Consider the following 24,547-nt stretch of genomic DNA (forward strand, 5'->3'; position numbering starts at 1 on the left):
TAATGTCTACAATTGAGACAAGAGACCAGGAAATAAACGGTAATAAGGATATATAATCGTAAGGTAATCTTTATATTGAAGTCTGAATAATTCTTATGATTATCGTTATAACTCACGATTTATAATTGATAACTCTCAACTTTAATCCTTATTTTTGTCATTATGGATTACCCAAGTAAAGTATTGGCAAAAGCGGTAGATGAAATCTCAGGATTGCCCGGTATCGGTAGAAAAACAGCCTTAAGACTGGCATTGCATCTGCTGAAACAGCCCAATTCCAGGGCAACGAGTCTTGGAAACTCATTGATCAGTCTGGTCAATGAAATAAAATACTGTAAAGAATGTCATAATTTCTCTGATTTTGATATCTGCGAGATTTGCAGCAACGAAAAGAGAAATGGTGAACTGATCTGTATTGTAGAAGATGTAAGAGATGTCATTGCCATTGAAAATACCGGGAAATATACCGGGAAATATTTGATTCTGGGAGGTAAAATTTCTCCGATGGAAGGAGTAGGGCCGGGGCAGCTGAATATTCCGAGTATTGAGAAAAAGTTGAATGAAGGTATTGTCAAGGAATTTATTTTTGCGTTAAGTGCTACTATGGAAGGAGATACTACGGCGTATTATATTTATAAAAAGTTTAAAAATTTCAAGGTTAATTTTTCAAGCATTGCAAGAGGAATTTCGGTAGGGGATGAGCTTGAATATGCTGATGAAATTTCATTAGGAAGGTCTATTATCAACAGGTTGCCGTACAACGAAAAAGACTAATATGAAGCTGTCAGTTATTATCGTTAATTATAATGTTACCCCATTACTCAGAAACTGTCTTTTATCTATTCAGAAATATATACAGGAAGTGGAGTATGAGGTGATTGTAATTGATAATGCTTCTACAGATAGTTCATGGGGAGACCTTATTCCTGAATTTCCGTCTGTACACTTTATGGCTTCCGATACCAACGGAGGATTTTCCAAGGCCAACAATCAAGCAATAAAATCAGCAAAAGGCGAATATCTTTTACTTTTAAATCCTGACACAGAGCTGGAAGGATTTTATATGGACGATCTTCTGGATTTTGCAGATTCCCGGCCCCGTTTTGGATGCCTGGGAGTACGTATGCATGATGCAGAAGGGAATTTCCTGCCGGAGAGCAAACGATCAGTTCCGGATATGTTTAACTCTTTTGAGAAGCTGTTTACCAATTTTAAAAAGAATAATTCAAAATCCTATTACAGAAATGATATTGAGGAAAATGCTGTTGCAGAAGTAGAAGTGGTTACCGGTGCTTTTTTATTGATTAAAAGGGAGGTTTACGAAAAAATAGGCAGATTGGATGAAGCCTATTTTATGTATGGGGAAGATATTGATCTTTGTTATACCCTTCTTCAAAATGGGTATAAAAATTATTACTACGGAAAAGTCTCTCTTCTTCACTTAAAAGGGGAGAGTACGGTAAAAGATGAGGTTTATCTGGAAAGATTTTATGGAGCAATGCAAACCTTTATTGATAAATATTATAAAGGATCAAAGCCCCTGCAATACTCATTTCTGAAAGCAGGCTTAAAGCTAAGGCACCAGATTGAAAAGATAAAACTAAAATAATTGTTGACCAGTATAAGCCAAGATAGGGATTCAATAAAAAAAGCAACTCATTGAGTTGCTTTTTAATGTATAGATAATGATAATCTTCTTACTTTGCCGGTGCAGCAGGGGTCTGTGCCGGAGTTGTCGTTGTAGTTGTACCGGAAGAAGCTGGTGCAGTTTGTTTAGCCGGTGCTTCTTTCTTGGCCGGTTGCGGAGCCGGAGCTACCTGTGATGGTTTTCCTGTGATTACAACGCTTAAAAGGATAAGAACAATGATAGTTCCGCCCAGAGTCCATGTTGCTTTTTCCATGAAATCATTGGTTCTCTGTACCCCGAACTGTGCGGATGATGTTCCGCCAAAAGTACTGGAAAGACCTCCTCCTTTCGGATTTTGAGCCATAACAATGATTACCAGTAAAATACTTGCAATCATAATAAGAACCATCAATAGTGTAAATATAGTATCCATTAATTCTGATATCTTTTTGAATGGGCAAATTTAATCTTTTTTTACTGAACGACAAAAAAAGATGTTGAGAAATATGAATCAACTGTAAAAGTTTAAAAATTAAATAATGATTTTAAGCTAAAATGTTGTGGATAGCTTCGGAAAATAAAAACCATCTCAGAAGTGAGATGGCTTTTATTAAAACATCTGTTTTTATTTAAAATCAGAATCTTTAGCCTCATTAAGCTTATAAGATTGTACGGCCATACTGATATCCATTCCTCCCATATTCTGGATAATGGTGAATGGAAGCTTTACCCCCGAAACATCTTTATAGTCAGCATAGCTTGTCGGGATAGAACCTCCTTCTCCGCCTTTTATTTCTCCTGTTTTTAAGCCTGTTTTCACACTGTAATAATAGGTTTGTTTAGGACCTTTCACTACATATGAATCTTCATTGTTGTATTTTTCAATGCCTGCCAGTTTCAAATCTTTTGAACGGGTAAAAGCTAATTCTGGGAACAGCTCAGGTTCAGTCATATCCGCTTTCTGGCTATCATTCAGAGGGACTTTTTGGCCCTGACCTTCGGCATACCCGTCTTTACCGTCAAAAACAATTTTCTGAACAGTATTCCCCATTACTTTCATCTCCATAAACATTTTACTGCCTTTGGCCTGAATCAGTTTCATCGTCATATCCATATTCTGAACTTTGGTAGTAGCATCCATAGTAATAGACGTTACTTTCTGAACGGCGGCCAAACCTCCTATTGCATTGATATATTTATCAGCAACAGAACCAATAGTGATGTTGGCATCTACTTTTTGAGCAGTGGGTTTACTAACGGGATTAGCCTCTTTATCAAAATATTTTACAGGGTAGCCCAGTTTCTCTAATCCTTCAGAAATATCGGACGCTTTACCGGCAACGAAAATTCTGCTTTGGTTAGGGAGGATGGTGGTTTTTACGGCTTTGGAAACATCTGCTGCTGTTACCTTATCGATAGATTTCAGATAATTGGTGTAAAAATCAGCCGGAAGATCCTGAATTTTTTGGTTCAATGCAAACCTTGCTATGGTTTCAGGCTTTTCCAGGGACATAATAAAAGAACCTTTTAATTTAGCCTTTGCGTTTTCCAATTCTTCAGGTTTTACGGTTGAGATACCGTTAAGTTCGTTCATCAGTTCCTTAATTGCCTTATCGGTAACTTCATTTCTTACGCTTGTTTCAGCGGAGAATTCCGGAGAATATTTGCTGGCACTCATATTGGAATAAGCTCCGTATGTAAACCCGTTTTTCTCTCTAAGGTTCATAAAAAGCCTGGCTTCACCGCCACCACCTAAAATATAATTGGCGATGGTAGCCGGGAAATAATCAGGATCTTTCATCCTGAGGTTATTCAGGTTGCTTACCGATAATACGGATTGTACAGCAGAAGGAACGTCAACTACATTGATTTCTGTTTTGGAAACATTGGAAGCGGGCTCTAACGCTGCAAATTTGGTATTTGATTTTTTCCAGCCCCCGAAAGCTTTTTCCACGAGAGGTTTTACCTGATCAAATTTTACGTCTCCAACAATTACCAGATAAGCATTGTCCGGAGCGTAGTACTTGTTATAAATATTTTGTACATCTGCCAATTGAATTTTATTGATAGATTCAATGGTTTCGAATTCTCCTCTTGAAGTATTCTTACCGTACATCAGGGCATTCGATACTCTTGAAGCAATAGAAGAAGCATTCTTTTCATCAGCTTTTAAGCCTTCAATGGTTCTTTCTTTTGCATTCTGAATTTCTTCCGCAGAGAATTTAGGATTTACAATGGCATCAGCCATCAGTTCCAGTACTTCCGGAAAATATTTTGAAAGTGAATTGGAAGCAGCACCATTCGAACTGAAATTCAGGTTAGCTCCCAGGAAGTCCACCTTTTTATTGAATTCATCCTTGCTTACATTGGTGGTTCCGTTATCAAGCTGGCTTGCCATGATCTCGCTTACCCCGGCAATATCTCCTTCATAGTAAGGAGGTCTGTCCATAGACAGAGTAGTGTTGACTCTTGGAAGTTTGTTGTTTTCCACCACCATTACCGTAAGACCGTTGCTCAGCTGGAATGTTTTGGGTTTTGCAATGTTGATGGCAGGAGTAGGCCCCGGCTTCGGCATTGCATTAAGATCTATTTTCTGTGCAGACAGCATTCCTGCAAATAAAAATGCCGCTGCTATATATGTAAATTGCTTTTTCATTGGTAAAATTATTTTTTCTCAGGAACGTAGTTGATGATGATTCTTTGGTTGGAATTCAAATACTTTTTAGCTGCATTCTGAATGTCCTGTCTCGTGATTGATCTGTAAATATCAATTTCTTTATTGATGAGATTGGTGTCACCCATCAATACATGGTTGGTTGCCAAAGAAGCTGCAATCCCCTGAATGCTGGAATTTTGGTTGACAAACTGGTTCTCAAACTGATTTTGAAGTTTCTGATAATCTTCCTCCGATATCAGGGTAGTCTGCAGTTTTTTGATCTCTGCATCAATATCGGCCTGTAAAGTCTGCTTGGTTGTCTGTCCCATCGGGATGGCGAAGAAAGCAAAAATACTGTAATCTTCAAGCCCCTGATTGAATGCCGCTACCTGAAGTGCTTTTTTCTCCTGGTCTACTAATTTTTTATATAAAACGGAAGATTTACCATTGCTCAGATAAGATGAAAGCATATCCAGAACATAGGCATCTTTTTCTTTATTGGCAGGAGTCCTGTAGGCAAAAACATAGGCAGGAAGCTGAATGTTCGGGTCTGTAGCCGTTACTTCTTTTTCCTGGGTAATCGGAGCATCTTTCGGGAAGTTTTTCGGATACACTGTCCCTTTTGGAATACCACCGTAGTATTCCTGAATCCATTTCTTAGTTTGCTCAGGTTTGATATCGCCTGCTACCACTAAAGTGGCATTATTCGGCACATAAAATTTCTTGTAGAATGCCTGGAATTCTTCAAGTTTTGCAGCATTAAGGTCATCCATGGAACCAATGGTAGGCCAATTATAAGGGTGATTGGTAAACAGGTTTTTCTGAATAGTCGGGAAAAGATTTCCATAAGGCTGGTTATCCATTCTTAGCCTTTTTTCTTCTTTTACCACCTCCCTCTGTGTATCTACCCCAATCTGGTTGATAACGGCATGACGCATCCTTTCGGCTTCCATCCAAAGCCCCAATTGTTCATTGTTCGATGGAAAAGTTTCGTAGTAATACGTTCTGTCGTTAGTGGTATTGGCATTATTTTGTCCTCCGTTTGAAGAAACGATCTTAAACCAGTCACCTCTTTTAATATTAGGAGTTCCTTCAAATAAAAGATGCTCAAAAAAGTGTGCAAAGCCGGTTCTTCCTTTTACTTCATCTTTTGCTCCTACATGGTACATTACTCCTGTTGTAACTACAGGAGCTGAATTGTCCTGATGAAGAATTACATGAAGACCGTTTGGAAGGTCATACTCTTCAAATTTGATTTGCTGCGCATTCAGCATGAGTCCGAAGAAGGCCACGGCTGCAGCAGAAAGAAGTCGTTTTTTCATAAACTTAGAAATTGTTTTGATAAATTAGTAGCAAAAATGCATTAAATGTTACATATATTGTGAAATAAAAGACAGGAAATTAGAAGTTCTGAAACGAAAAGCATTTTTCCGCTCTCTATTTTCGTTTTGATGTTATACTTCAAGTAAAAGCAGCACAGTTTCAGCATTTGAGTACAATTACCAGGCTTTCGGTTTCTAACTTCTGTATGAAAATTTGAAATCTCCCTTGAATACCTTAATTTTGTGTTCCCAAAAAAATTGCAGTATGGACTATCTGAAAGGACTCAATGAATCACAATATGAAGCCGTTACCTCTTTACAGGGGCCTCTCATGGTACTTGCAGGAGCAGGTTCCGGCAAAACACGTGTACTTACCATGCGTATTGCCCATTTGATCAGTAATGGCGTAGATCCTTTCAACATTCTGGCTCTAACCTTTACCAATAAGGCGGCCCGGGAAATGAAAGACCGTATCGCTAAGGTAGTAGGGGATAGCAATGCAAGAAGCCTTTGGATGGGAACTTTTCACTCTGTTTTTGCAAGGATTTTAAGAATAGAAGCCCATTATCTGGGATACCCTTCCAATTTTACCATCTATGACCAGCAGGATGCCCTGAATGTGATTAAAAAGGTTTTAAAAGATATGAATATTGATGCTGATCTTTATAAACCTAAGAAAGTTCAGGCAAGAATTTCAACCTATAAAAACAATCTGATTACCGTTAAAGCCTATTTCAACAATCCTGAACTGATGGAAGCTGATGAAAAGGCCAATATGAAGTTTATCGGCCAGATTTATCAAAGATATGTAGAGGCCTGTTTCAGAAATGGTGCTATGGATTTTGATGACCTATTGTTGAAAACCAATGAGCTGCTGACTCGTTTCCCTGAAGTGCTGGCAAAATATCAGGACCGGTTCAGGTATATCATGGTAGATGAGTACCAGGATACCAACCATTCGCAGTACCTTATTGTGAAGGCATTGGCCTCAAAATTTGAAAATATCTGTGTGGTAGGAGATGACGCCCAGTCTATTTATTCTTTCCGTGGAGCGAATATTTATAATATCCTGAATTTTAAAAAAGATTATCCGGATGCTAAAACAGTATCTTTGGAACAGAATTATCGCTCAACCCAGAATATTGTAAATGCAGCCAATGTGGTGATTGCCAAAAATTTACAGCAATTTAAGAAAAATGTTTTCAGTGATAATGAAGAAGGAGATAAAATCAAAATATACCGTTCCCTTTCCGATGCTGATGAAGCGAATTTTGTTGCCGGAAATATCTGGGAACTTCGCAACAGGGATCAGAGGAAATATAGTGATTTTGCTATTTTATATAGAACGAATTCACAAACCCGGGCTTTTGAAGATGCCTTAAGGCGTAAAAATATACCGTACAAAGTATACGGTGGACTTTCCTTCTACCAAAGGAAAGAAGTGAAGGACCTTATCGGATACCTGCGTCTTTTGATCAATGAAAACGATTCAGAAGCATTGATGAGAATTATCAATTATCCGGCAAGAGGGATTGGAGAAACTACTCAGAACAAACTGATCGTGTTTGCAGATGCACACAATATTTCAGTTTCAAAAGTATTGGATAACCTTCCGATGTATGCCCCACAGCTGGGACTAAATAATGGAGTATTAAACAAACTTAATGATTTCTGGTCCATGATCAAGGCATTCCAGGTGCTGTTGAAAACGGAAACCGCTTACAGTGTTGCTATGGAAGTAGCGAAGCGAAGTGGCCTTATCAAGTTCCTGAAAGATGATCAGACTCCGGAAGGAATTTCCAGGGTAGAAAACGTTCAGGAATTAATGAACTCCATGCAGGGATTCATTGAAGAACAAATGCAGCTGGAAGATGGTGACCCGAGCCTTTCCAATTTCCTGGAAAATATTGCGCTTTCCGCAGATACCCAGGATAAAGATCAGGATGATGACATGGTTTCTTTAATGACCATTCACCTTTCAAAGGGGCTTGAGTTTCCGGTAGTACATCTGGTAGGACTTGAAGAAAACCTTTTCCCGAGCTTTATGAGTTCTGCAACCCGGGAAGATCTGGAAGAAGAAAGACGCCTGTTTTATGTAGCGCTCACAAGAGCTGAGAAACAAGCCTTTTTCTCTTATGCAATTTCTCGTTTTCAGTGGGGAAAAATTACAGATGCGGAACCTTCAAGATTCCTGAGTGAGATTGATGATGAATATATTGAATTCCTTAATCCTGCTATGGAAAAAAGGTTTATTAATAATGCAGGGATCAAATCCAATATTTTTGATGAACATCCTTCTGAAGCAAGAAGCTTTAAAAAAGTTGAGAAAAAGACCATTAACAGGGAAGAACATTCAAAGCCTGCACCGGAACCAAGGAAACTGAAGCCGGTGAGCACGGCAAAAATTATCAACCCCAGTGGAGCCTCTTCACAAGATATTGAAGTGGGTGATAAAGTAAGACATGACCGTTTCGGAATTGGCGAAGTCACTTTTTTGGATGGTACAGATCCACAAAATATCAAAGCAAAAGTAGTTTTCATGCATGAGGGAGAGAAAAACCTAATCCTGAAATATGCAAAACTTACTAAGATTTAGATAAAATTTATTTCATAAACGGATCCAAAGAATTGGATCCGTTTTTTTCTTAAATCTTTATATTTTTAATTTAAAAAAACTTAACTTTAATAAGGGATAGAAAGAAACGATCATAATTTTTTACAAAAACAAAGTCTATTAATTTTGTAGACTAATGAATATATTTTACATTTGCACCTTGTAAAAACATAAATGTTCAATCAAATTTTAAACTATATGAAAAATAAAAAAATTATCCTTTCGGCTTCTGTTTTATTCTTTCTGGGTGCCTTTTCCTATGGACAGGAAAGAGACAGCATCAAAATAAAAAAAGACAGTGTAAAGACCAATAATGTAGAAGAAGTAGTAATATTAGGGTCAAGGGCCGGAGCAAGATCAAAGACTGACAGTCCTGTTCCTGTTGATGTTTTCAATGTAAAAGAATCATCCATCATCCTTCCACAGACCAATATTGGGCAAATCCTGAATGCTGTTGCCCCATCTTTTACCTCAACCATACAAACAAATTCGGATGGAACAGACCATCTGGATCCTGCGCAGCTTAGAGGATTAGGTCCTGATCAGGTATTGGTTTTAGTCAATGGAAAAAGAAGACATACTTCTGCTTTGGTGAATGTAAATGGTACGCCCGGAAGGGGAACAGTAGGAACGGATTTGAATGCTATTCCGTCTTTTGCACTAAACAGGATAGAAGTACTGAGGGATGGAGCAGCTGCACAGTATGGTTCTGATGCCATTGCCGGGGTAATGAACCTGGAGCTTAAAAGGGATACGGGAAAACTGGCCGGGCAAATTAGCTATGGTGGAAACTTAACTCCTGCTGCGAATGACCATACCGGTAATTTTGATGGTCAGAATATTCAGTTAGATTTAAACTACGGTAATAAAATAGGAACAAAAGGCGGCTTTTTTAATATCACCTGGTCTTCCCAGTTCAGAAATCCAACTTCCAGGGCAGGTGCCGAAAGCGGAACAATTTATAATGCATACAATGCTATTGAACAACGTGCTTTGAATGACGGGGTTAATCTTTCTTCTCTATTTAACAATATTAATAATACCCCGAATTCTCAGCAGCTGATTAATTATATACATCAGTATGCTCAGGGAGTTAATTATTTTACGTCTACTTTTCAAAATCAGATCCAGGGAGCTAATACCATCGGAGCGTTACAAGGGCTTTTGGGGGCAGATTTTACTGATCAGGAGTTAGCATACCGGGGGCAGACCAGAAAAGATTTCAACATGCAGGTAGGGCAGTCCAAGCTTAATAACCACCAGCTGTTTATCAATGCTGAAGTTCCAGTCAGCGATAACTGGAAAGTCTATACTTTTGGAGGATATAGTTTAAGACATGGTACTTCAGGAGGATTTTACAGGAAGCCTAACCAGAGCAGAACTTTTACAGGATTATATCCCAACGGCTATTTGCCCCAGATTGGAACTGATATTCAGGACATCTCTCTGGCTGCAGGTATCAAGGGAAAATGGGACGGCTGGAATATTGATTTGAGTAATACTTTCGGACAAAACTCATTCAACTATACTATCAAAAATACCGGCAATACATCTTTACGGTTTGCTTCACCAGGTGAGTTTGATGCCGGCGGTTTAAGATTCACCCAAAACACAATCAACCTGGATTTTTCGAAAAAATATGATGTATGGGAAGGATTAAATGTGGCTTTTGGAGGTGAACACCGTTTTGAAAACTTTAAAATGACACCGGGTGAAGAAGCTTCTTATACGACGTATGATGTTTTCGGGAATGTCTGGAACGGAAACTCCCAGAGACCGACGGATTTCTTTGGAGCAACACTTCCTGGAGGTTCACAGGTGTTTGGTGGTTTCAGACCTGAAAATGCAGTCAATAAAAACAGACAGTCTGTGGCGGCTTACGCAGATGTAGAGTTTAATTTTACCCACTGGCTTTTGGTAGATGCGGCCGCAAGATATGAGAACTACTCTGATTTCGGATCGACATTTAACTACAAGTTAGCATCAAGAGTGAAAGTAGCTCCTGATTTTAATATAAGATTTGCCGGATCTACAGGATTCAGAGCTCCTTCTATTCATCAGATCTATTATAATGTAACCTCTACTTTGTTTACCAATAATCAACTTCTGGAAGTAGGGACCTTTAGTAATGATTCACAAGTCGCCGGATTGCTGGGAATACCAAAATTGAAACAGGAAACTTCAAAATCTGCAAGTGTGGGTTTTACCTATAAAATTCCATCTGTAAATCTGACCTTTACTGCAGACGGATATTTTACGAAAATCGATAACCGGATTATCCTTACAGACCAATTTTTAAAAGCAAATGTACCTGGTGATGCACAGCTGGTCTATGATCAACTGGGCGTGAATGGAGCCCAGTTTTTTACCAATGCTATTGATACGGAAACAAAAGGTCTGGATGTAGTGATTTCACATAATGCCAGATTTTCAGGGGTAAAATTGGACAATAATTTCGCAATTAACCTTAACCAGACCAAGCAGGTAGGGGATATTCACTCTTCAGGACTGTTGCAGTCTCCGCAGCTTGAGAAAGTATATTTTTCTGAAAAGTCCAGAGTATATCTGGAAGAAGCAGTGCCAAGGGTAAAGGCCAGTCTTTCTCATACACTTACCTGGAAAAATGCCAATTTCTATCTTAGAAACACTTATTTCGGAAAGGTAACGGGAGCCGATATTATCGATGTGAATGGTGATGGAGTTATTGATTTTAATGAACATCAGAAAATAGGAGATAAAATTATCACCGATATTTCCGTAGCGTATCAGTTTACCAAAAACGTAGGGCTGACCCTCGGGGTAAATAATTTATTTGATATTTATCCTACTAAGAACCTGCCGGCTTCTACCAATAATGACCAGTTTATCTATTCACGATCTACTTCACAGTTCGGTCAAAACGGGCGATATGTTTTCACCAGACTCAATTTTAATTTTTAATTAAAACGAGACTTATAAAAAACGGAACCTAAAAATGGGTTCCGTTTTTTTTGTTATACTTAGCTTCGTTTAGTACATCACTCTTATACATTCTTTTCAGCGGTTCTGTGAAATATCTATTTCCATTTCTTCAATTCATAAGCAGCTTCCCAGAAATAATACTCCAATCTGGTAGCCATGATAAAAGCTTCCGACATCTTTTCCTTGGTTTCTTGCGTACTGTTTTCAGCTAATCTGTCACATATGGAAATAGCCTGGTCTACCGCTTGGGAAAATTCTTCTCCAGCATACGTGGCAATCCATTTTTCATAGGGATTGTCTACTGTATTCCGGGTTTTGTAAATATAATTTCCTACCTCTCTGTAAATCCAGAAACAAGGAAGTACTGCTGCAACAGCAATTTCTACCGATTCAAGGGCAGCCGTACTCCTCAGAAAATGAATATAATGATGACAGGCAGGTTGTAAAACTCCTTTATCAGTTAGGCCAAAATCTTTAAAATAAGATTCATGCAAAGCATTTTCCACGACAATGGCATTTTCTGCAAACTGCATAAAAGTAAGAACATCCTGAAGATCCGGGATCTTAGCAGCAATTAAAGACAGGCTCCTACCGAAATGTTCCAGGTATAATGAGTCCTGGGCCATGTAAAAACGGAATTTTTCCTGTGGAAGGCTACCATCGGATAATTCTTTGATAAAAGGCATTTCCAGAATAGACTGATACTGGTCTTCTATAGCCAGCCAGTTTTTTTCAGACCATTTCATTTTTAATAAGTTTTTGCGGGTTAAAGAAATGATTAAGTGGACCATTACCTGATCCTGTCTGTACATCCATTCCGTTTTCTATGGCCTGGTAAATATATTGCTGGCCCAAAGAAACAGCATCATATAAAGTTTTCCCCTGGGCGATATACGCGGCTATTGCGGAAGAAAGCGTACAACCGGAGCCATGGGTATTGTTGGTATTCAGTTTTGAAGATTCAAAAGAATGGTAATGTCCATCCTCATCATAAAACAATGAAGTGATGATTGGAGTTTCCTGATGACCGCCTTTTAGAAGGATATTTTTACACCCAAGCTGTTTTATTTTTTTTCCAGCTGTATACAGGTCATCCAGGGATACTACTTTCATATCTGCTAAAATTGCGGCTTCATCCATATTGGGAGTGATAACATCAGCAATAGGAAATAGCTTTTCTGTAATCGCTTTTATGGTTTCTTCTTCAATCAGACGATGGCCGCTCGTTGCAACCATCACCGGATCAAATACAACAGGTATTTTTTTATACCCGGATAAGGTCGAAACAATGGTTTCCACCAGTTGCGGAGTGTGAACCATCCCGATTTTAATGGCATCGGGGACAATATCTTCCAATATGGCTCTGATCTGGTCTTCAACTGCTTCTATGGGAATCGGGTATATTTTTCTTACTCCCCGGGTATTCTGAACGGGTAATGCTGTCAATACTGAAGTGGAAAAACATCCGAGAGCAGAAGTTGTTTTAATATCGGCCTGGATTCCTGCACCTCCGCTTCCGTCAAAGCCTGCAATGGTTAAAACAGATGGATATTTGTATTTTTTCATTTTAAAATCTCATTTTTTAATTCATATGCTGCTTTCTGAGGATCAGCAGCGCTGCATATTGCAGAAACTACAGCAAGACAATCTGCACCTGCGTTGATGACAGCTTTTGCATTTTCAAGATGAATACTGCCGATTGCCACCAAAGGTTTTTCTGTAAGTTGCCTGATTTTGGTAATTCCTTCAAGGCCCCATTCTGTGACCGTATCCGTTTTAGTTCTGGTCTTGAAAACAGGACTGATTCCCAGGTAATCAGATACAGCAGCCTGTTCGTTTTTAAGCTGGGCCAGATATTCAACAGAATAACCAATCATTTTATCCTGAAGATGAGGTCGTTGTCTCAGCTGGGTAGGAGGAGTATCATTATTACCAACATGAATGCCGGCTGCATTTACCTTTTCTGCAACTTCAACACAATCATTAATTATCAATGGAATATTATATTTATGGGTAATTTCAATAAGTTGCTGAGCTTTTCGAAGGAATAGTTCCGTGTTATCATTTTTTTCCCGCAGCTGGATGAGATCTACTCCTCCGAGAATTGCCTGTTCAGCAACGGTCAGAAAATTCTTCCCCATACAGTCGGCTTGTGAAATGACCAGGTATAATTGATAAGGAAAAAAAGCAGTACTCATTTTTGCTCTATTTTTAAATGCGCAGTAAACTCTTCTTCTGTTATATTGTATAATTTATCAATCAGAAGCATTTGCAGACTTCCCGGTCCCGGGCTCTCTTTTGCAGCCAGTTCCCCGGCAATCCCCAATAGACTCATAGCAGATGCCACAGCAAGGGTTTTATCTTCTGCAACACCTGTAAAAGCGCCTATTAATGCAGTAGCAGAGCAGCCTAGCCCTGTTACTTTAGTCATTAGCGGATGTCCGTTTCTAATAAAGAACTGATCTTTTGAATTAAGGATAATATCTGTTTCACCGGATATACAGACAATTGTGTTGTACCGGCCGGCTAATATTTGACCGGCATCAATAGCTTCGTTGCTTTGAGCAGTACTGTCCACACCTTTGGTTACTGTGGTATTGATGTTAGCCAGGGCAATAATTTCAGAAGCATTCCCTCTGATAACAGCAGGGCGATATTGCAAAAGCCGTTGTAAGGTTTGATCACGGAACGAAGTGGCACCGGCACCTACGGGATCCAGAACCCAGGGTTTTTGCATTGTATGAGCTGCTTCGGCAGCGATAAGCATAGATTCAGCCCAGTATTCATCAAGAGTTCCGATATTAATAACTACCGAATGGGCAATATGGGCCATTTCCCTGATTTCAGATCGGGCATGGGCCATAACCGGGGAAGCTCCCACAGCCAAAAGAGCATTGGCGGTATTGTTCATCACTACAAAATTGGTAATGTTGTGAACGAGCGGTGACTTTTGTTTTACAAGCTGGACTTGTTGCCAGAGAGTTTTTTCCATTGTTATCATTTAAAAAAAATAGCTTTAGGAAAAATCCGGAACAAAAGTACATTTACAAGGAATGTAGATTTGCTTTTCCCTACGTCGGTGTAAGCCGTATCAGGTTCGAAGGGACTCTCTCAATTCTTTTCAGAATACCCCTAAAGCAAAACAAATGTATAAAAATTATAACAATGGTAAAAGGAATTTAAAGAAGACCTTACTATCTTTCCACAAGCTCTTTTACCTGTTCACCATAAAAATCGGTTTCCGTAGTCCTGATTTTTAAAAGCTCATACCACTTTCTGAAAGCACCGATAAAGACAATCAACATCAAAACCATTGCGGTAACGGCAAGAGCTGCCAATAAATATTGTTCCTTCGGAATGTAAATGGTCGTTACCTGGATGTAACCAGCCCAAAATGTGATCCCAGCCATGAAGACTCCCGGAATAGCAGCACACAAAGCATATCTGCCCCTGTTCATCCTGATGAGCATCGTAGTGCAAACGATTAGTCCACACGCGGCCAGCAGCTGATTACTGATTCCGAATAACGGCCAGATACTGCTTACATTTCCTGTATACACCAGATATCCCCAGGCAAAAGTGAAAAGAAGACTGCTGATGATAATTCCCGGAATCCAGTTTTTATCATTGAATTTAGGAATAACAGATCCCAGCATTTCCTGTAAAAAAAATCGTCCTACTCTTGTTCCTGCATCTATCGCAGTAAGGATGAATACCGCCTCAAACATGATGGCAAAATTATACCAATAGGCTGTTAACTGATCCATATAAGGAATCTTGTTAAAGATATGAGCCATACCCACAGCCAGGGAAACGGCACCTCCGGTTCTCCCATGCAGATCAATGCCTATTTTTTGCGAGTAATAATCAATATCTACTCCGTGAAGAGCAGGATGAGCAGCAAGGAAAGCATCATAGGATTCTTTAGGAGTATTAATAGCAAAATAATCACCCGGCATTAATGTACAGGCAGCTATTAAAGCCATAAGGGCAACAAAACCTTCTACTAGCATAGCTCCATACCCCACAAAGAGGATTTCTCTCTCTTTATTAAGCATTTTAGGGGTTGTACCCGTAGCAATGACAGCATGAAATCCCGATATGGCACCACACGCAATGACAATGAAGATAAATGGAAGCACAGGACCGCCTATGACTGGACCTCCTCCGTTAATAAATGCTGTAAGGGCAGGCATCTGTATGGTGGGGTGAATAACGATTACTCCTACAGCAAGCATAATGATTGTCCCGATCTTTAAATAGGTTGAAAGATAATCTCTGGGAACAAGCAGCAGCCATACCGGTAATACGGAAGCTAAAAAGCCATATAACGGAATCGCAACTGAAATGGTTTTAATATCCCATGAAAATAAATTGTTCATAGCAGGATTCTGCATCAGGCTATGCCCGCCAATAATCCCGGCAATCAGAAGTATACCTCCCAGAATACTGGCCAATAGGACACTGTTCTTTTTATAACGCATAATCAGGCCCATAATAATGGCAATTGGCATGGTAATGACCACCGTAAACAGCGACCAGGAAGCCTCATGCATGGCATTGATGCAGGCTAATGACAACCCTGCTAATGTGAGAATAAGAATGAACAGAATGGCAAATCCGGCCACAGTACCTGTTGCCTTACCAATTTCTTTTGAAGCAATTGTTGCCAGACTCTGTCCTTTATGTCTTACAGAGGCAAATAAAACCACCATATCATGTACACCGCCTCCCAGAACGCATCCGATCAGGATCCATAAAGCACCGGGAAGATAACCGAACTGAGCAGCTAATACGGGACCTACAAGAGGGCCGGCAGCAGCAATTGCCGCAAAATGATGGCCAAACAGTACATTTTTATTCGTAGCAACATAATCTTTACCGTCTGCAAATTCTACAGCGGGAGTTGTATGCTGATCATTAAGCCGGAGTACTTTATTGGCAATGAAAATTCCGTAAAGACGGTAGGCAATCGCAAAAAGGAGAACAGATGTGAATATCAGCGTTAAAGCATTGATATTATTTAAAAAATCCATATCGTTTGTTTTGGTGATGAATAATTAAAAGGATTGGCTGTATTATTAAAAATAATTTAACATTGCGCCAAGTTAATTATTTTATGCATTAAAACAGTTGATATGTATATCAATTTAGCAAATTTGATACATTGTATAATTGTTTATGATTTATCTGTATGGTTTTTAAGTGTTTATCTGTGGTATTGTGTATACAGATTATTTCTTTTGGGAAATTATAAAATCAACCATTTGATCCGTAAGGTTATCCAGGTAAGCCTTATCAGTTGTATTGAAGCTGTGTACTCCATTATCAACGACAATTAAAGAAGTCTGGATTTTTGCTCTTTTTAATTTCCGGTAGAGCTTTTTTGACTGGCTTAAAGGAACTACTTTATCTTTATTTCCCTGGACAATTAAGGTGGGTACTCCGGCAGAAGTATAGCTGGCAGGAGAGATGGTTTTTAAATATTCAATGGCCCTTTCCTGATCCTTTTTGATATTATAACCGGAAAGTGCTTTTACCAGATTTTGCTGCAGGTTAACAATCTTCTTTGAAATCCGTCCAATCATAAAAACAGGAATTGTGCCTAGTCTTGTATGGAAAAGCTTGTTTAGGTCAACCGGACCGTAATGGTCTATAACGTAGTTTACCTTTGCTGAATAAGAAGAAAGCTCAGGATTTCCTGTAAAAGCTTCATCAGGAGTATAAGCTGCAAGAAGTGACAGGTGCGCTCCGGCAGAAGCCCCGAATAGCCCTATGTTATTGGTGTCAAAATTATATTTTTCCGCATTCTTTCGTACCCATCTTATGGCATCTTTGGTGTCTTCCAACGGGAGTGGGAAGTGGGTGCTGCTATTCAGGAGGGTATAGTTGATGCTGATAACCGCATACTGCCTGGCTATCAGTTTGGCAATAGTTGTTTCCAGATAGTTGTCTGCATATACAATCTTATCACCTTCTACCCATCCTCCTCCGTGAACGTAGATTAAAACAGGGAATTTTTCATTAGAAGCTGTTTTAGGGGCATAAATATCAAGTGAAACAGGAACTCCTTTTTTATTGACTGTATACTCTATATTTTCCGTAACCAATGCTATTTCAGGAAGTAAAGAGCTCTTTATCCGTGGCGCTTCAGGAGCTTGTGAAAAATTTTGTGAAAAAAATAAACTAGAATAGTTTAAAAGAAAAATAAAAAACAAATTTGTAACAAACCTGTAATTTAAAATATTGTTTAGAATTGATTTCATAAAATTTTTTTAAGGAGTGTGTTACTTTACTAACTCCTCAAAAAGCTTACCAAAAGTAGCATTCAGATCTTTGGATTTTCCGGGATGCGGTCTTGAAGTTTGTATTACAGCACTTCTTACAGCCGTAAGCCAGCGGAAACGTTCAGGAATATCCAGCAGAGCAATAGGGCCTCCGTCTCTTTCCCCATTGGCTATTTTCTGAAAGCTTGCCAGGTTCTGGATAATATCTTCATAATCCAGCTTACTGTGCATCAGTTTAAATTTATCCGGACACAGATAAAATTCAACCCGGATGAATTTTTCTTTTTTGGAAAACATTATCAGTCCGATATTGAAAAATTCTTCTCTCTCAACTTTCGGTACCAAGCGTATTACCGCATATTCGTATATTTTATCCTCTTGCATTTTTAGCTTCGTTTACAAAGATTTGAGAATGTTCTAGCCGGGTTTTCATAAACTGAAAATAAATCTCACGGATTTCATCGGGCGTTTCATCAGCGTCATTCCAGTGTAACCAGTCTTCAGGAATTAAATTGACAATTTCCCGGAAAAGATTATCATTCAATACCGTATGGGCAAACTGATCTGCTTCGTCCAGCATTGTGGCTTTTGGAAGAAGTACATGATCCTTCACATATTTGAATGGTGTCTTGGCTGCTGTGTCAAAATTTTGCCATGAATGATGAAAATAGAACGAAGCCCCGTTATCGATGATCCATAGCTCTTTATGCCACATCAGCATATTGGTATTTTTAAAAGTACGGTCAATATTGGTGATAAAAGCATCCAGCCAGACAATTTTTGATGCCAGAAGAGGATCCACACTTACTCCCGGATCATAGGTAATTGATCCGGAAAGGTAATGTAGCCCGAGATTTAAACCTTCTGAAAACTTCAATAGATCCTGGATCTCTTCATCTGCTTCTGTTCTGCCAAAATCTGCATCAAGATTCACAAAAACCAGCTCAGGGATTTTCAGGCCCAGTGCTTCGGCTATTTTTCCTCCTAACAGTTCTGAGATCAGCATTTTTACTCCATGGCCCGCACCACGGAATTTCAGGACATATTTGAAGTCATCATCAGCTTCTGCCAGTGCTGGAAGAGACCCTCCCTCTCTCAGTGGCAGAATGTAACGCATCACGGTTACAGTTCTTAAATTCTGCATGAGGCAAAAATAAGGTTATTTTTTGATAATTTTTTTCATTAATTTCGGTTAAAATTAATTGAGCCTGATATTATGAATCTGACTATTAAAAAGAATATACCTCTTGAAAATCCCGAAACAAAAACATTTTCTGCAGATAGTTTTTATTTGGAGAATGAACAAAAGTTACCATTGGTAATCTTTGTTCACGGATATAAAGGCTATAAAGATTGGGGGGCATGGAATATAATGGGAGAAAAATTGGCAGAAGCAGGTTTTTTCTTTGTGAAGTTCAATTTTTCCCATAACGGGACAACGGTGGAAGATCCTTACCACTTTGCGGATCTTGAAGCATTCGGAAATAATAACTATTCCAGGGAACTCTCAGATCTTGGGGTTGTAATTGATCATTTTATCCGGCATCCGAATGTTGATGAGCAAAAGGTAATTCTGATAGGACACAGCAGGGGAGGGGGAATTTCTATTATTAAAACTTTTGAGGATGAAAGAATCAATGGGCTGATCACTTTAGCCAGTGTAGATACATTGGAGCGTTTTCCTGTGGGGGAGGCTTTTGAAAATTGGAAAAAGAAAGGAGTATATTATGTTCTGAACGGCAGAACCAAACAGGAAATGCCTCATTATTTCCAGTTTTATGAAGATTATGAAAAAAATATACATCGTTTTGATGTGGAAAGAGCGACAGAAATGGCCAAAGCCCATATGCTTATTATTCACGGAACCGGGGATGAAAGTGTAGATCCTAAGCAGGCTGAGCATCTTCATATTCTCAATCCGAATTCAGAATTGTTCTTTGTTGAAAATGCTAATCATACCTTTGGAGCAAAAGAACCCTGGACGGAAAATGAGCTGCCCGGAGACCTGAAACTGGTGACAGAAAAATGTATTGCTTTTATACTTGATAAAATGTAATGGAGGAAGGATTCTGAAATAAAACTATAAAAAATACGTTATTATATCAACCACTATAAAAAAATTAATTATGAAAAAAGTTATGACAGCTGCATTGGCATTATCGTTATTTGCATCGATTATTTCCTGTAAGAAAGAAGTTAAAACCGAAACTTCTGTCACCAGTACGGACTCTTCACATACAACAATGCCCGTGGATTCTTTGGCTGCACCTGCAACAGATTCCGCAACTGTATCATCTCCTGCTGCAACACCCGGAACAACAGATAATATCATCAGTAAAAATGTAGGGAAATATCCTCATGAAATTAAATTCTTTGAAGATAAAAATATAACGGACAGGTTGAAAAAAACAGTAGGTGCCCAGTACGATGAGATGGTCAAATACTTTAATGTGGAAAGCCCTATCACATCGGATAACGGTATCTATAAGTTAAGCGGCTGCAAACAACATGATTGCCCTGGATATTCTACTACAATCTATTATGATGCTAAAAATGATAATCTAAACGTTTCCATAGACAAAAACGGTAAGGTTACTGATTTTGCCGAGAAAGGAAAAATCACCATTTCTGATGCATTAAAAGCTAAATAAATAAAGAAAGAAGCCTGGATTTCAGGCTTCTTTTATTTTATCTTACTGTCAAAAGGGTCCAGGCTTCTTCAATTTTACTTTCAAGAAGTAATTTTTGGGCATCCAAATGAATGCTTTCATCAGCGTGGAAACTTTCGCCGGGTAGTACTTCTGTATTGGCAAGCATTCCCAGATCATTTCCTGTGAACACTTTGCTGTACTTAATGGCATCAGGTAAGAGGTCGAACCCAATTCCTTTGGTTACCAAAGGTTTGGGAACTTCAAAAAGACTGTTTTCATTGCTCCTAGAATACCAGTTACTACCTAAACGTGCCACCATATCCAGTTTTTTCTGATCCAGATTTCCGGATTCATTCAGATACTCTTCCCTGATATGAATCTTCTGAACTTCACAGATGACCAGGTTTCCGGCACCGCCCTGATCTCCCAGTGACTTTACCTCCAATACCTTACACTCAAAGTTTACTGGACACTCTTCTATAAGTTTTGGGCTTACCAGGTCCGCCTCTTTCATGGTCAGTCCGGATTTGATAAATTCGTTTACTCCTGTTTCATATTCTGTAGAAGCCAGAGAAATTTGTTGTACGATCGGAAAATTTACTGTACCGATAACTACTTCCGGAACTTCCAGTACATTTTCCAGAGTATGTTTTGTGGTATTGTCACGCACTCTCCTTGATGGTGAGAAAATCAGGATCGGCGGAACCGTACTGAACATATTGAAAAAACTGAACGGAGATAGATTAATCGCACCATTTTTATCCACTGTAGAAGCCAGGGCAATCGGTCGTGGTGAAATGGCGGTCTGCATAATGGTTTGCAGCTGTACAGAGGTTATTTCGGAGGGGATTACTGTTTTCATATTTTACTTTTTAACACTTAAGTTATTTTAGTTATTTCTGATTACGCTTTATGCAGTACACTTAAGTTCGAAAATCTACGATTTTCATTCTTTTGGAAGTTCTTTAAATATTTTTGATACAAAAGATTCAGTACCTTCATGATAAAGATTTGTAACATTGAAATTGACTAAAATTGAACGGGGTGCTTTTAAAAGATTCATATAATTCATGGTTTGTGCTTTATGGATTTGATGAATTTCAGCCACCGATTTTAATTCTAAAACGATTAATTCCTCAATTAAAAAATCACATTTTACTTTACAATCTATATAATTTCCTTTATAAAAGAATGGGATTTCAAGTTCACTTTGATATTTGAGTCCTAGCAGATTAAATTCTTTCTCTAAACATTGATGGGACTTCTTCATACAAACCCGGGCCTGCAAGCTTATGTACTTCAATACAGGCTCCGATAATTTTGTAAGAAAGATCGTTAATTAATTTTTGAGTAATCATATAAGTAAGAGAATGAAAATCGTAGATTTTCAAAAACTAAAGTGAACTTAATTAATCATATAATACTTAGCTTAAGTAACTAAAGTGTTTAAATTATTGTTAAAGTGTTGGAACAATTTTACCGGATACTTCTCCGAAGCCTACTCTTATGCCGTCTTTTTCAGCCCAGGCTTTCATGGTAACGGTATCGTTGTCTTCGATGAACTTTCTTTCTTCACCGTTGCTTAATGTTATAGGATTTTGCCCTCTCCATGTCAGCTCCAGCATAGATCCGAAAGATTTTGGATCACTTCCTGAAATGGTACCGCTGGCATACATATCACCCACTTCCACGTTACAACCGTTTACGGTGTGATGCGCTAATTGCTGGGTCATATTCCAGTACATGTGTTTGTAGTTGCTTTCGCAGATCAGGTTTTGTTCCCCGTTTTCAGGCTGAATATAGACCTCAAGGTTGATATCATAATTTTTATCGCCTTCAAATTTTAAATAATCGAGAACTTCAGGATCTTGTGCCGGAGAAGCTGTCCTGAAAGGTTCCAGAGCTTCAAGGGTTACAACCCAAGGGGAAATGGATGAGCCAAAATTTTTCGCAAGGAAGGGCCCTAGCGGAACATATTCCCAAGACTGGATATCTCTGGCAGACCAGTCATTGAAAATCACCATTCCGAAGATAGCATCTTCCGCATCTTTTGTAGTGATACTTTCTCCCATCTCTGTATTCTTGTTGATGATGAAAGCCATTTCCAATTCAAAATCCAGCTGCTTACATGGCCCGAATACCGGTTTATCTGCATCAGCAGGTTTCATTTGTCCTTTCGGGCGGTTAATCTCAGTTCCTGAAACGACAATGGAAGATGCTCTTCCGTGATAGCCTACGGGTAAATGTTTCCAGTTGGGCAACAAAGCATTAGCAGGATCGCGGAACATCTTTCCTACATTGGTAGCATGTTCGATGCTGCTGTAAAAATCTGTATAGTTCGGAATATGAACAGGCATCATCATTTTTACCTTGTCCAGGTCATAAAAGGCTTCTTCAATTGTTTTTTGGTCCTTTGACAATATTGAGCCTTCCTGCAATAGTGTTTGTATTTTTGTGCGGACAGCATTGGTAACGGGTTTACCCAGTTCAATGAATTCATTGATGGTATACGCTTCAAAAACGTTATCATCAAGTCCTTCAATATCTTCAAAATAACCAAGATCGTATAGAGTGGCAAGGTCAATAACCTGATCGCCTATTCGTGTGCAGCAGCCGATATATTCTTTGTTAAAAACTGCCACTCCGAATGGAATATTATGTATAGAAAAATCCGAATTTGAGGAATAGTCTACAAATGATTTCATAAGTTTAGATTTAAATTAGATTACTATCATCCTGAGAAATTTCCTCAGGAAGTTTTATTTCGCCGTTTTTGAGTAAGACTCCTCATCAATCCATCTGTCTCTGGTGTTTACGTCTATGAGATACAGAATATTGTCCTGTTTGGTCAATAATAGGGTTTTGGTGACAGGCATCGGAATTTTTTTATTTTCAAGCATATCTGCTCTTAATGAGATAATGTTATTCTTTCTTACAATATCTCCTGTAAAGACATTCGAGCTGCTTTCACCGGTGGCTTTATCATCAAAAACTTCTACATAGGTAGCATTTTTTCCTTTGATGATAATAAAATCTCTTTCCGTATGATCTGCTTCATCTTTAATGAAAATAAATTTTTTGTTGTCAATATTTACACTTTCAAGATGCTGATTGATGCCTTTTCTTTCTTCAAGTCTCCTGAGAATTTCATTTAAAGAACCGTATTGTGCTTTAAGGCCTAATGTTCCAAAGAATAAAATTCCGATAAAAAATTTTCTCATAAGCTGTGTTTTATAAAAAAGTTTTGTCAAGACTTTGCATCCTGACAAAACTTGCTATTTCAATATTAAATTAAAGATTTCCTCTTCTTTCCTGTTCTCTTTCTAATGCCTCGAATAAAGCTTTGAAGTTTCCGGCACCAAAACTTTGCGCGCCATGTCTTTCAATGATTTCGAAGAATAGAGTAGGGCGGTCTTCTACAGGCTTGGTAAAGATCTGTAAAAGATATCCTTCTTCATCATGATCAATAAGTATACCTAACTCTTGTAATTTTTTAAGATCTTCATCAATATGTCCTACTCTTTCAGGAACCATATCGTAATATGCTTCCGGAGGGGCGGAAAGGAATTCTACACCACGTTTTTTTAATTCGCTTACGGTGTGGATAATATCTTTGGTAGCGACAGCAATGTGCTGTACACCTTCACCTTCATAGAAATCTAGGTATTCTTCTACCTGTGATTTCTTTTTACCTTCTGCAGGTTCGTTGATCGGGAATTTTGCATATCCGTTTCCGTTGGACATTACTTTAGACATCAAGGCAGAATATTCAGTATTGATCTGTTTGTCATCAAAAGAAAGGATGTTTACAAATCCCATTACTTTTTCGTACCACTCCACGGTAGGGAGCATTCTGTTCCAGTCTACATTTCCTACGCAATGATCTACGTATAGCAGACCTGCTTCTTCAGGTTGGTAGTCGCTTTCCCATTTTTCATAGCCCGGCATGAAAGCACCGTTATAATTTTTTCTTTCGACAAACATGTGAACGGTTTCTCCATAAGTATAGATTCCGGACATTCTTACTTCACCATGCTCATCAGTTAAAGTGACTGGCTCTAAATACGGTTTCCCGCCTCTTTTAGTAGTTTCTTCGAAAGCTTTATAAGCGTCATCTACCCAAAGAGCCAAAATTTTCACTCCGTCACCATGTTTTTTTACGTGTTCATTGATAGGAGAATCAGATTTAAGTCCGGTAGTTAATACCAATCTGATCTTACCTTGTTGAAGTACATAGGATGCACGATCTCTTACCCCTGTTTCAGGACCTGCATAGGCTACAGATTGAAAACCGAAAGCGGTTTTATAATAATGGGCAGCCTGTTTTGCATTTCCTACATAAAACTCAATATAATCTGTACCGTTGATCGGTAAAAAATTCTCGGCTTGAGCAATTTTTTCGGCAAATGTAAGTGTTGACATATTTTCT

At 38.7% G+C, this 24,547-nt stretch carries 22 protein-coding genes and 1 riboswitch; of the genes, 6 read left to right on the forward strand and 16 right to left on the reverse strand.

Annotated elements, in window-relative coordinates; translation table 11 throughout:
• The first annotated feature begins 162 nt into the window (after positions 1-162).
• Together recR and OK18_RS12445 are read left to right on the forward strand one after the other, a co-directional pair.
• Positions 163-774, forward strand: a complete 612-nt coding sequence (recR, locus tag OK18_RS12440) for a recombination mediator RecR (protein WP_050022377.1) — start codon at positions 163-165, stop codon at positions 772-774.
• Position 775: 1 nt separating this feature from the next.
• Positions 776-1,609 carry a glycosyltransferase family 2 protein gene (locus OK18_RS12445; RefSeq protein ID WP_053328191.1) on the forward strand — a complete coding sequence of 278 codons (834 nt, stop codon included), beginning with the start codon at positions 776-778 and terminating at the stop codon, positions 1,607-1,609.
• 88 nt (positions 1,610-1,697) lie between these two features.
• On the opposite strand, the gene secG is transcribed toward OK18_RS12445, so the two are convergent.
• From secG to OK18_RS12460, 3 genes are all read right to left on the reverse strand, one after another.
• Positions 1,698-2,060, reverse strand: coding sequence for a preprotein translocase subunit SecG (gene secG, locus OK18_RS12450; RefSeq protein WP_050022375.1), 363 nt, complete (start codon positions 2,058-2,060; stop codon positions 1,698-1,700).
• Positions 2,061-2,252: 192 nt separating this feature from the next.
• Positions 2,253-4,283, reverse strand: a complete 2,031-nt coding sequence (locus OK18_RS12455) for a M16 family metallopeptidase (RefSeq protein ID WP_053328192.1) — start codon at positions 4,281-4,283, stop codon at positions 2,253-2,255.
• 8 nt (positions 4,284-4,291) lie between these two features.
• Positions 4,292-5,605, reverse strand: coding sequence for a M16 family metallopeptidase (locus tag OK18_RS12460; RefSeq protein WP_050022373.1), 1,314 nt, complete (start codon positions 5,603-5,605; stop codon positions 4,292-4,294).
• 265 nt (positions 5,606-5,870) lie between these two features.
• Here OK18_RS12460 and OK18_RS12465 point away from each other — a divergent pair, with 265 nt between their 5' ends.
• Positions 5,871-8,201 (forward strand): ATP-dependent helicase, encoded by a 2,331-nt coding sequence (locus tag OK18_RS12465; RefSeq protein WP_053328193.1) that lies wholly within the window; start codon positions 5,871-5,873, stop codon positions 8,199-8,201.
• 216 nt (positions 8,202-8,417) lie between these two features.
• Positions 8,418-11,159, forward strand: coding sequence for a TonB-dependent receptor plug domain-containing protein (locus OK18_RS12470; RefSeq protein WP_228377602.1), 2,742 nt, complete (start codon positions 8,418-8,420; stop codon positions 11,157-11,159).
• Positions 11,160-11,275: 116 nt separating this feature from the next.
• On the opposite strand, the gene tenA is transcribed toward OK18_RS12470, so the two are convergent.
• The 8 genes from tenA to OK18_RS12510 form a co-directional block, all read right to left on the reverse strand.
• Entirely contained in the window at positions 11,276-11,926 is a 651-nt protein-coding gene (gene tenA / locus OK18_RS12475; protein ID WP_053328195.1) for a thiaminase II, read from the reverse strand.
• A complete protein-coding gene (thiD, locus tag OK18_RS12480) occupies positions 11,913-12,746 on the reverse strand; it encodes a bifunctional hydroxymethylpyrimidine kinase/phosphomethylpyrimidine kinase (protein WP_053328196.1) in 834 nt (277 codons plus the stop codon). The genes tenA and thiD overlap by 14 nt, the downstream gene beginning before the upstream one ends.
• A complete protein-coding gene (gene thiE, locus OK18_RS12485) occupies positions 12,743-13,378 on the reverse strand; it encodes a thiamine phosphate synthase (protein WP_050022528.1) in 636 nt (211 codons plus the stop codon). The genes thiD and thiE overlap by 4 nt, the downstream gene beginning before the upstream one ends.
• Entirely contained in the window at positions 13,375-14,172 is a 798-nt protein-coding gene (gene thiM, locus OK18_RS12490; protein WP_174441957.1) for a hydroxyethylthiazole kinase, read from the reverse strand. The genes thiE and thiM overlap by 4 nt, the downstream gene beginning before the upstream one ends.
• Before the next feature lie 59 nt (positions 14,173-14,231).
• Positions 14,232-14,324: riboswitch (TPP riboswitch) on the reverse strand.
• A gap of 50 nt (positions 14,325-14,374) precedes the next feature.
• Positions 14,375-16,216, reverse strand: coding sequence for a carbon starvation CstA family protein (locus OK18_RS12495; RefSeq protein WP_174441958.1), 1,842 nt, complete (start codon positions 16,214-16,216; stop codon positions 14,375-14,377).
• A gap of 198 nt (positions 16,217-16,414) precedes the next feature.
• Positions 16,415-17,446, reverse strand: a complete 1,032-nt coding sequence (locus OK18_RS12500; protein ID WP_053328197.1) for an alpha/beta hydrolase — start codon at positions 17,444-17,446, stop codon at positions 16,415-16,417.
• A 21-nt stretch (positions 17,447-17,467) separates the two neighbouring features.
• A complete protein-coding gene (locus OK18_RS12505; RefSeq protein WP_050022526.1) occupies positions 17,468-17,851 on the reverse strand; it encodes a DUF3037 domain-containing protein in 384 nt (127 codons plus the stop codon).
• Complete coding sequence (locus tag OK18_RS12510; RefSeq protein ID WP_050022525.1) at positions 17,838-18,611, reverse strand: HipA family kinase; 774 nt, start codon at positions 18,609-18,611, stop codon at positions 17,838-17,840. The genes OK18_RS12505 and OK18_RS12510 overlap by 14 nt, the downstream gene beginning before the upstream one ends.
• 72 nt (positions 18,612-18,683) lie before the next feature.
• Here OK18_RS12510 and OK18_RS12515 point away from each other — a divergent pair, with 72 nt between their 5' ends.
• Both OK18_RS12515 and OK18_RS12520 read left to right on the forward strand, forming a co-directional pair.
• Positions 18,684-19,523, forward strand: coding sequence for an alpha/beta hydrolase family protein (locus OK18_RS12515; protein ID WP_053328198.1), 840 nt, complete (start codon positions 18,684-18,686; stop codon positions 19,521-19,523).
• 70 nt (positions 19,524-19,593) lie between these two features.
• Complete coding sequence (locus OK18_RS12520; RefSeq protein ID WP_053328199.1) at positions 19,594-20,118, forward strand: hypothetical protein; 525 nt, start codon at positions 19,594-19,596, stop codon at positions 20,116-20,118.
• Between the two features lie 37 nt (positions 20,119-20,155).
• Here OK18_RS12520 and OK18_RS12525 read toward each other — a convergent pair whose 3' ends face one another.
• The 5 genes from OK18_RS12525 to hppD form a co-directional block, all read right to left on the reverse strand.
• A complete protein-coding gene (locus tag OK18_RS12525) occupies positions 20,156-20,980 on the reverse strand; it encodes a flavin reductase family protein (RefSeq protein ID WP_053328200.1) in 825 nt (274 codons plus the stop codon).
• Positions 20,981-21,064: 84 nt separating this feature from the next.
• A complete protein-coding gene (locus tag OK18_RS12530; RefSeq protein WP_228377603.1) occupies positions 21,065-21,388 on the reverse strand; it encodes a GxxExxY protein in 324 nt (107 codons plus the stop codon).
• A 187-nt stretch (positions 21,389-21,575) separates the two neighbouring features.
• Complete coding sequence (gene fahA, locus OK18_RS12535; protein ID WP_053328201.1) at positions 21,576-22,823, reverse strand: fumarylacetoacetase; 1,248 nt, start codon at positions 22,821-22,823, stop codon at positions 21,576-21,578.
• 54 nt (positions 22,824-22,877) lie between these two features.
• Positions 22,878-23,339 (reverse strand): hypothetical protein, encoded by a 462-nt coding sequence (locus OK18_RS12540; RefSeq protein ID WP_053329361.1) that lies wholly within the window; start codon positions 23,337-23,339, stop codon positions 22,878-22,880.
• Positions 23,340-23,409: 70 nt separating this feature from the next.
• On the reverse strand, positions 23,410-24,540 hold the full coding sequence (hppD, locus tag OK18_RS12545; RefSeq protein ID WP_053328202.1) for a 4-hydroxyphenylpyruvate dioxygenase: 1,131 nt from the start codon (positions 24,538-24,540) through the stop codon (positions 23,410-23,412).
• Between the last annotated feature and the right edge of the window lie 7 nt (positions 24,541-24,547).

Origin of the sequence: Chryseobacterium gallinarum, assembly GCF_001021975.1 — a bacterium.
In the GTDB taxonomy this organism is placed as follows: domain Bacteria; phylum Bacteroidota; class Bacteroidia; order Flavobacteriales; family Weeksellaceae; genus Chryseobacterium; species Chryseobacterium gallinarum.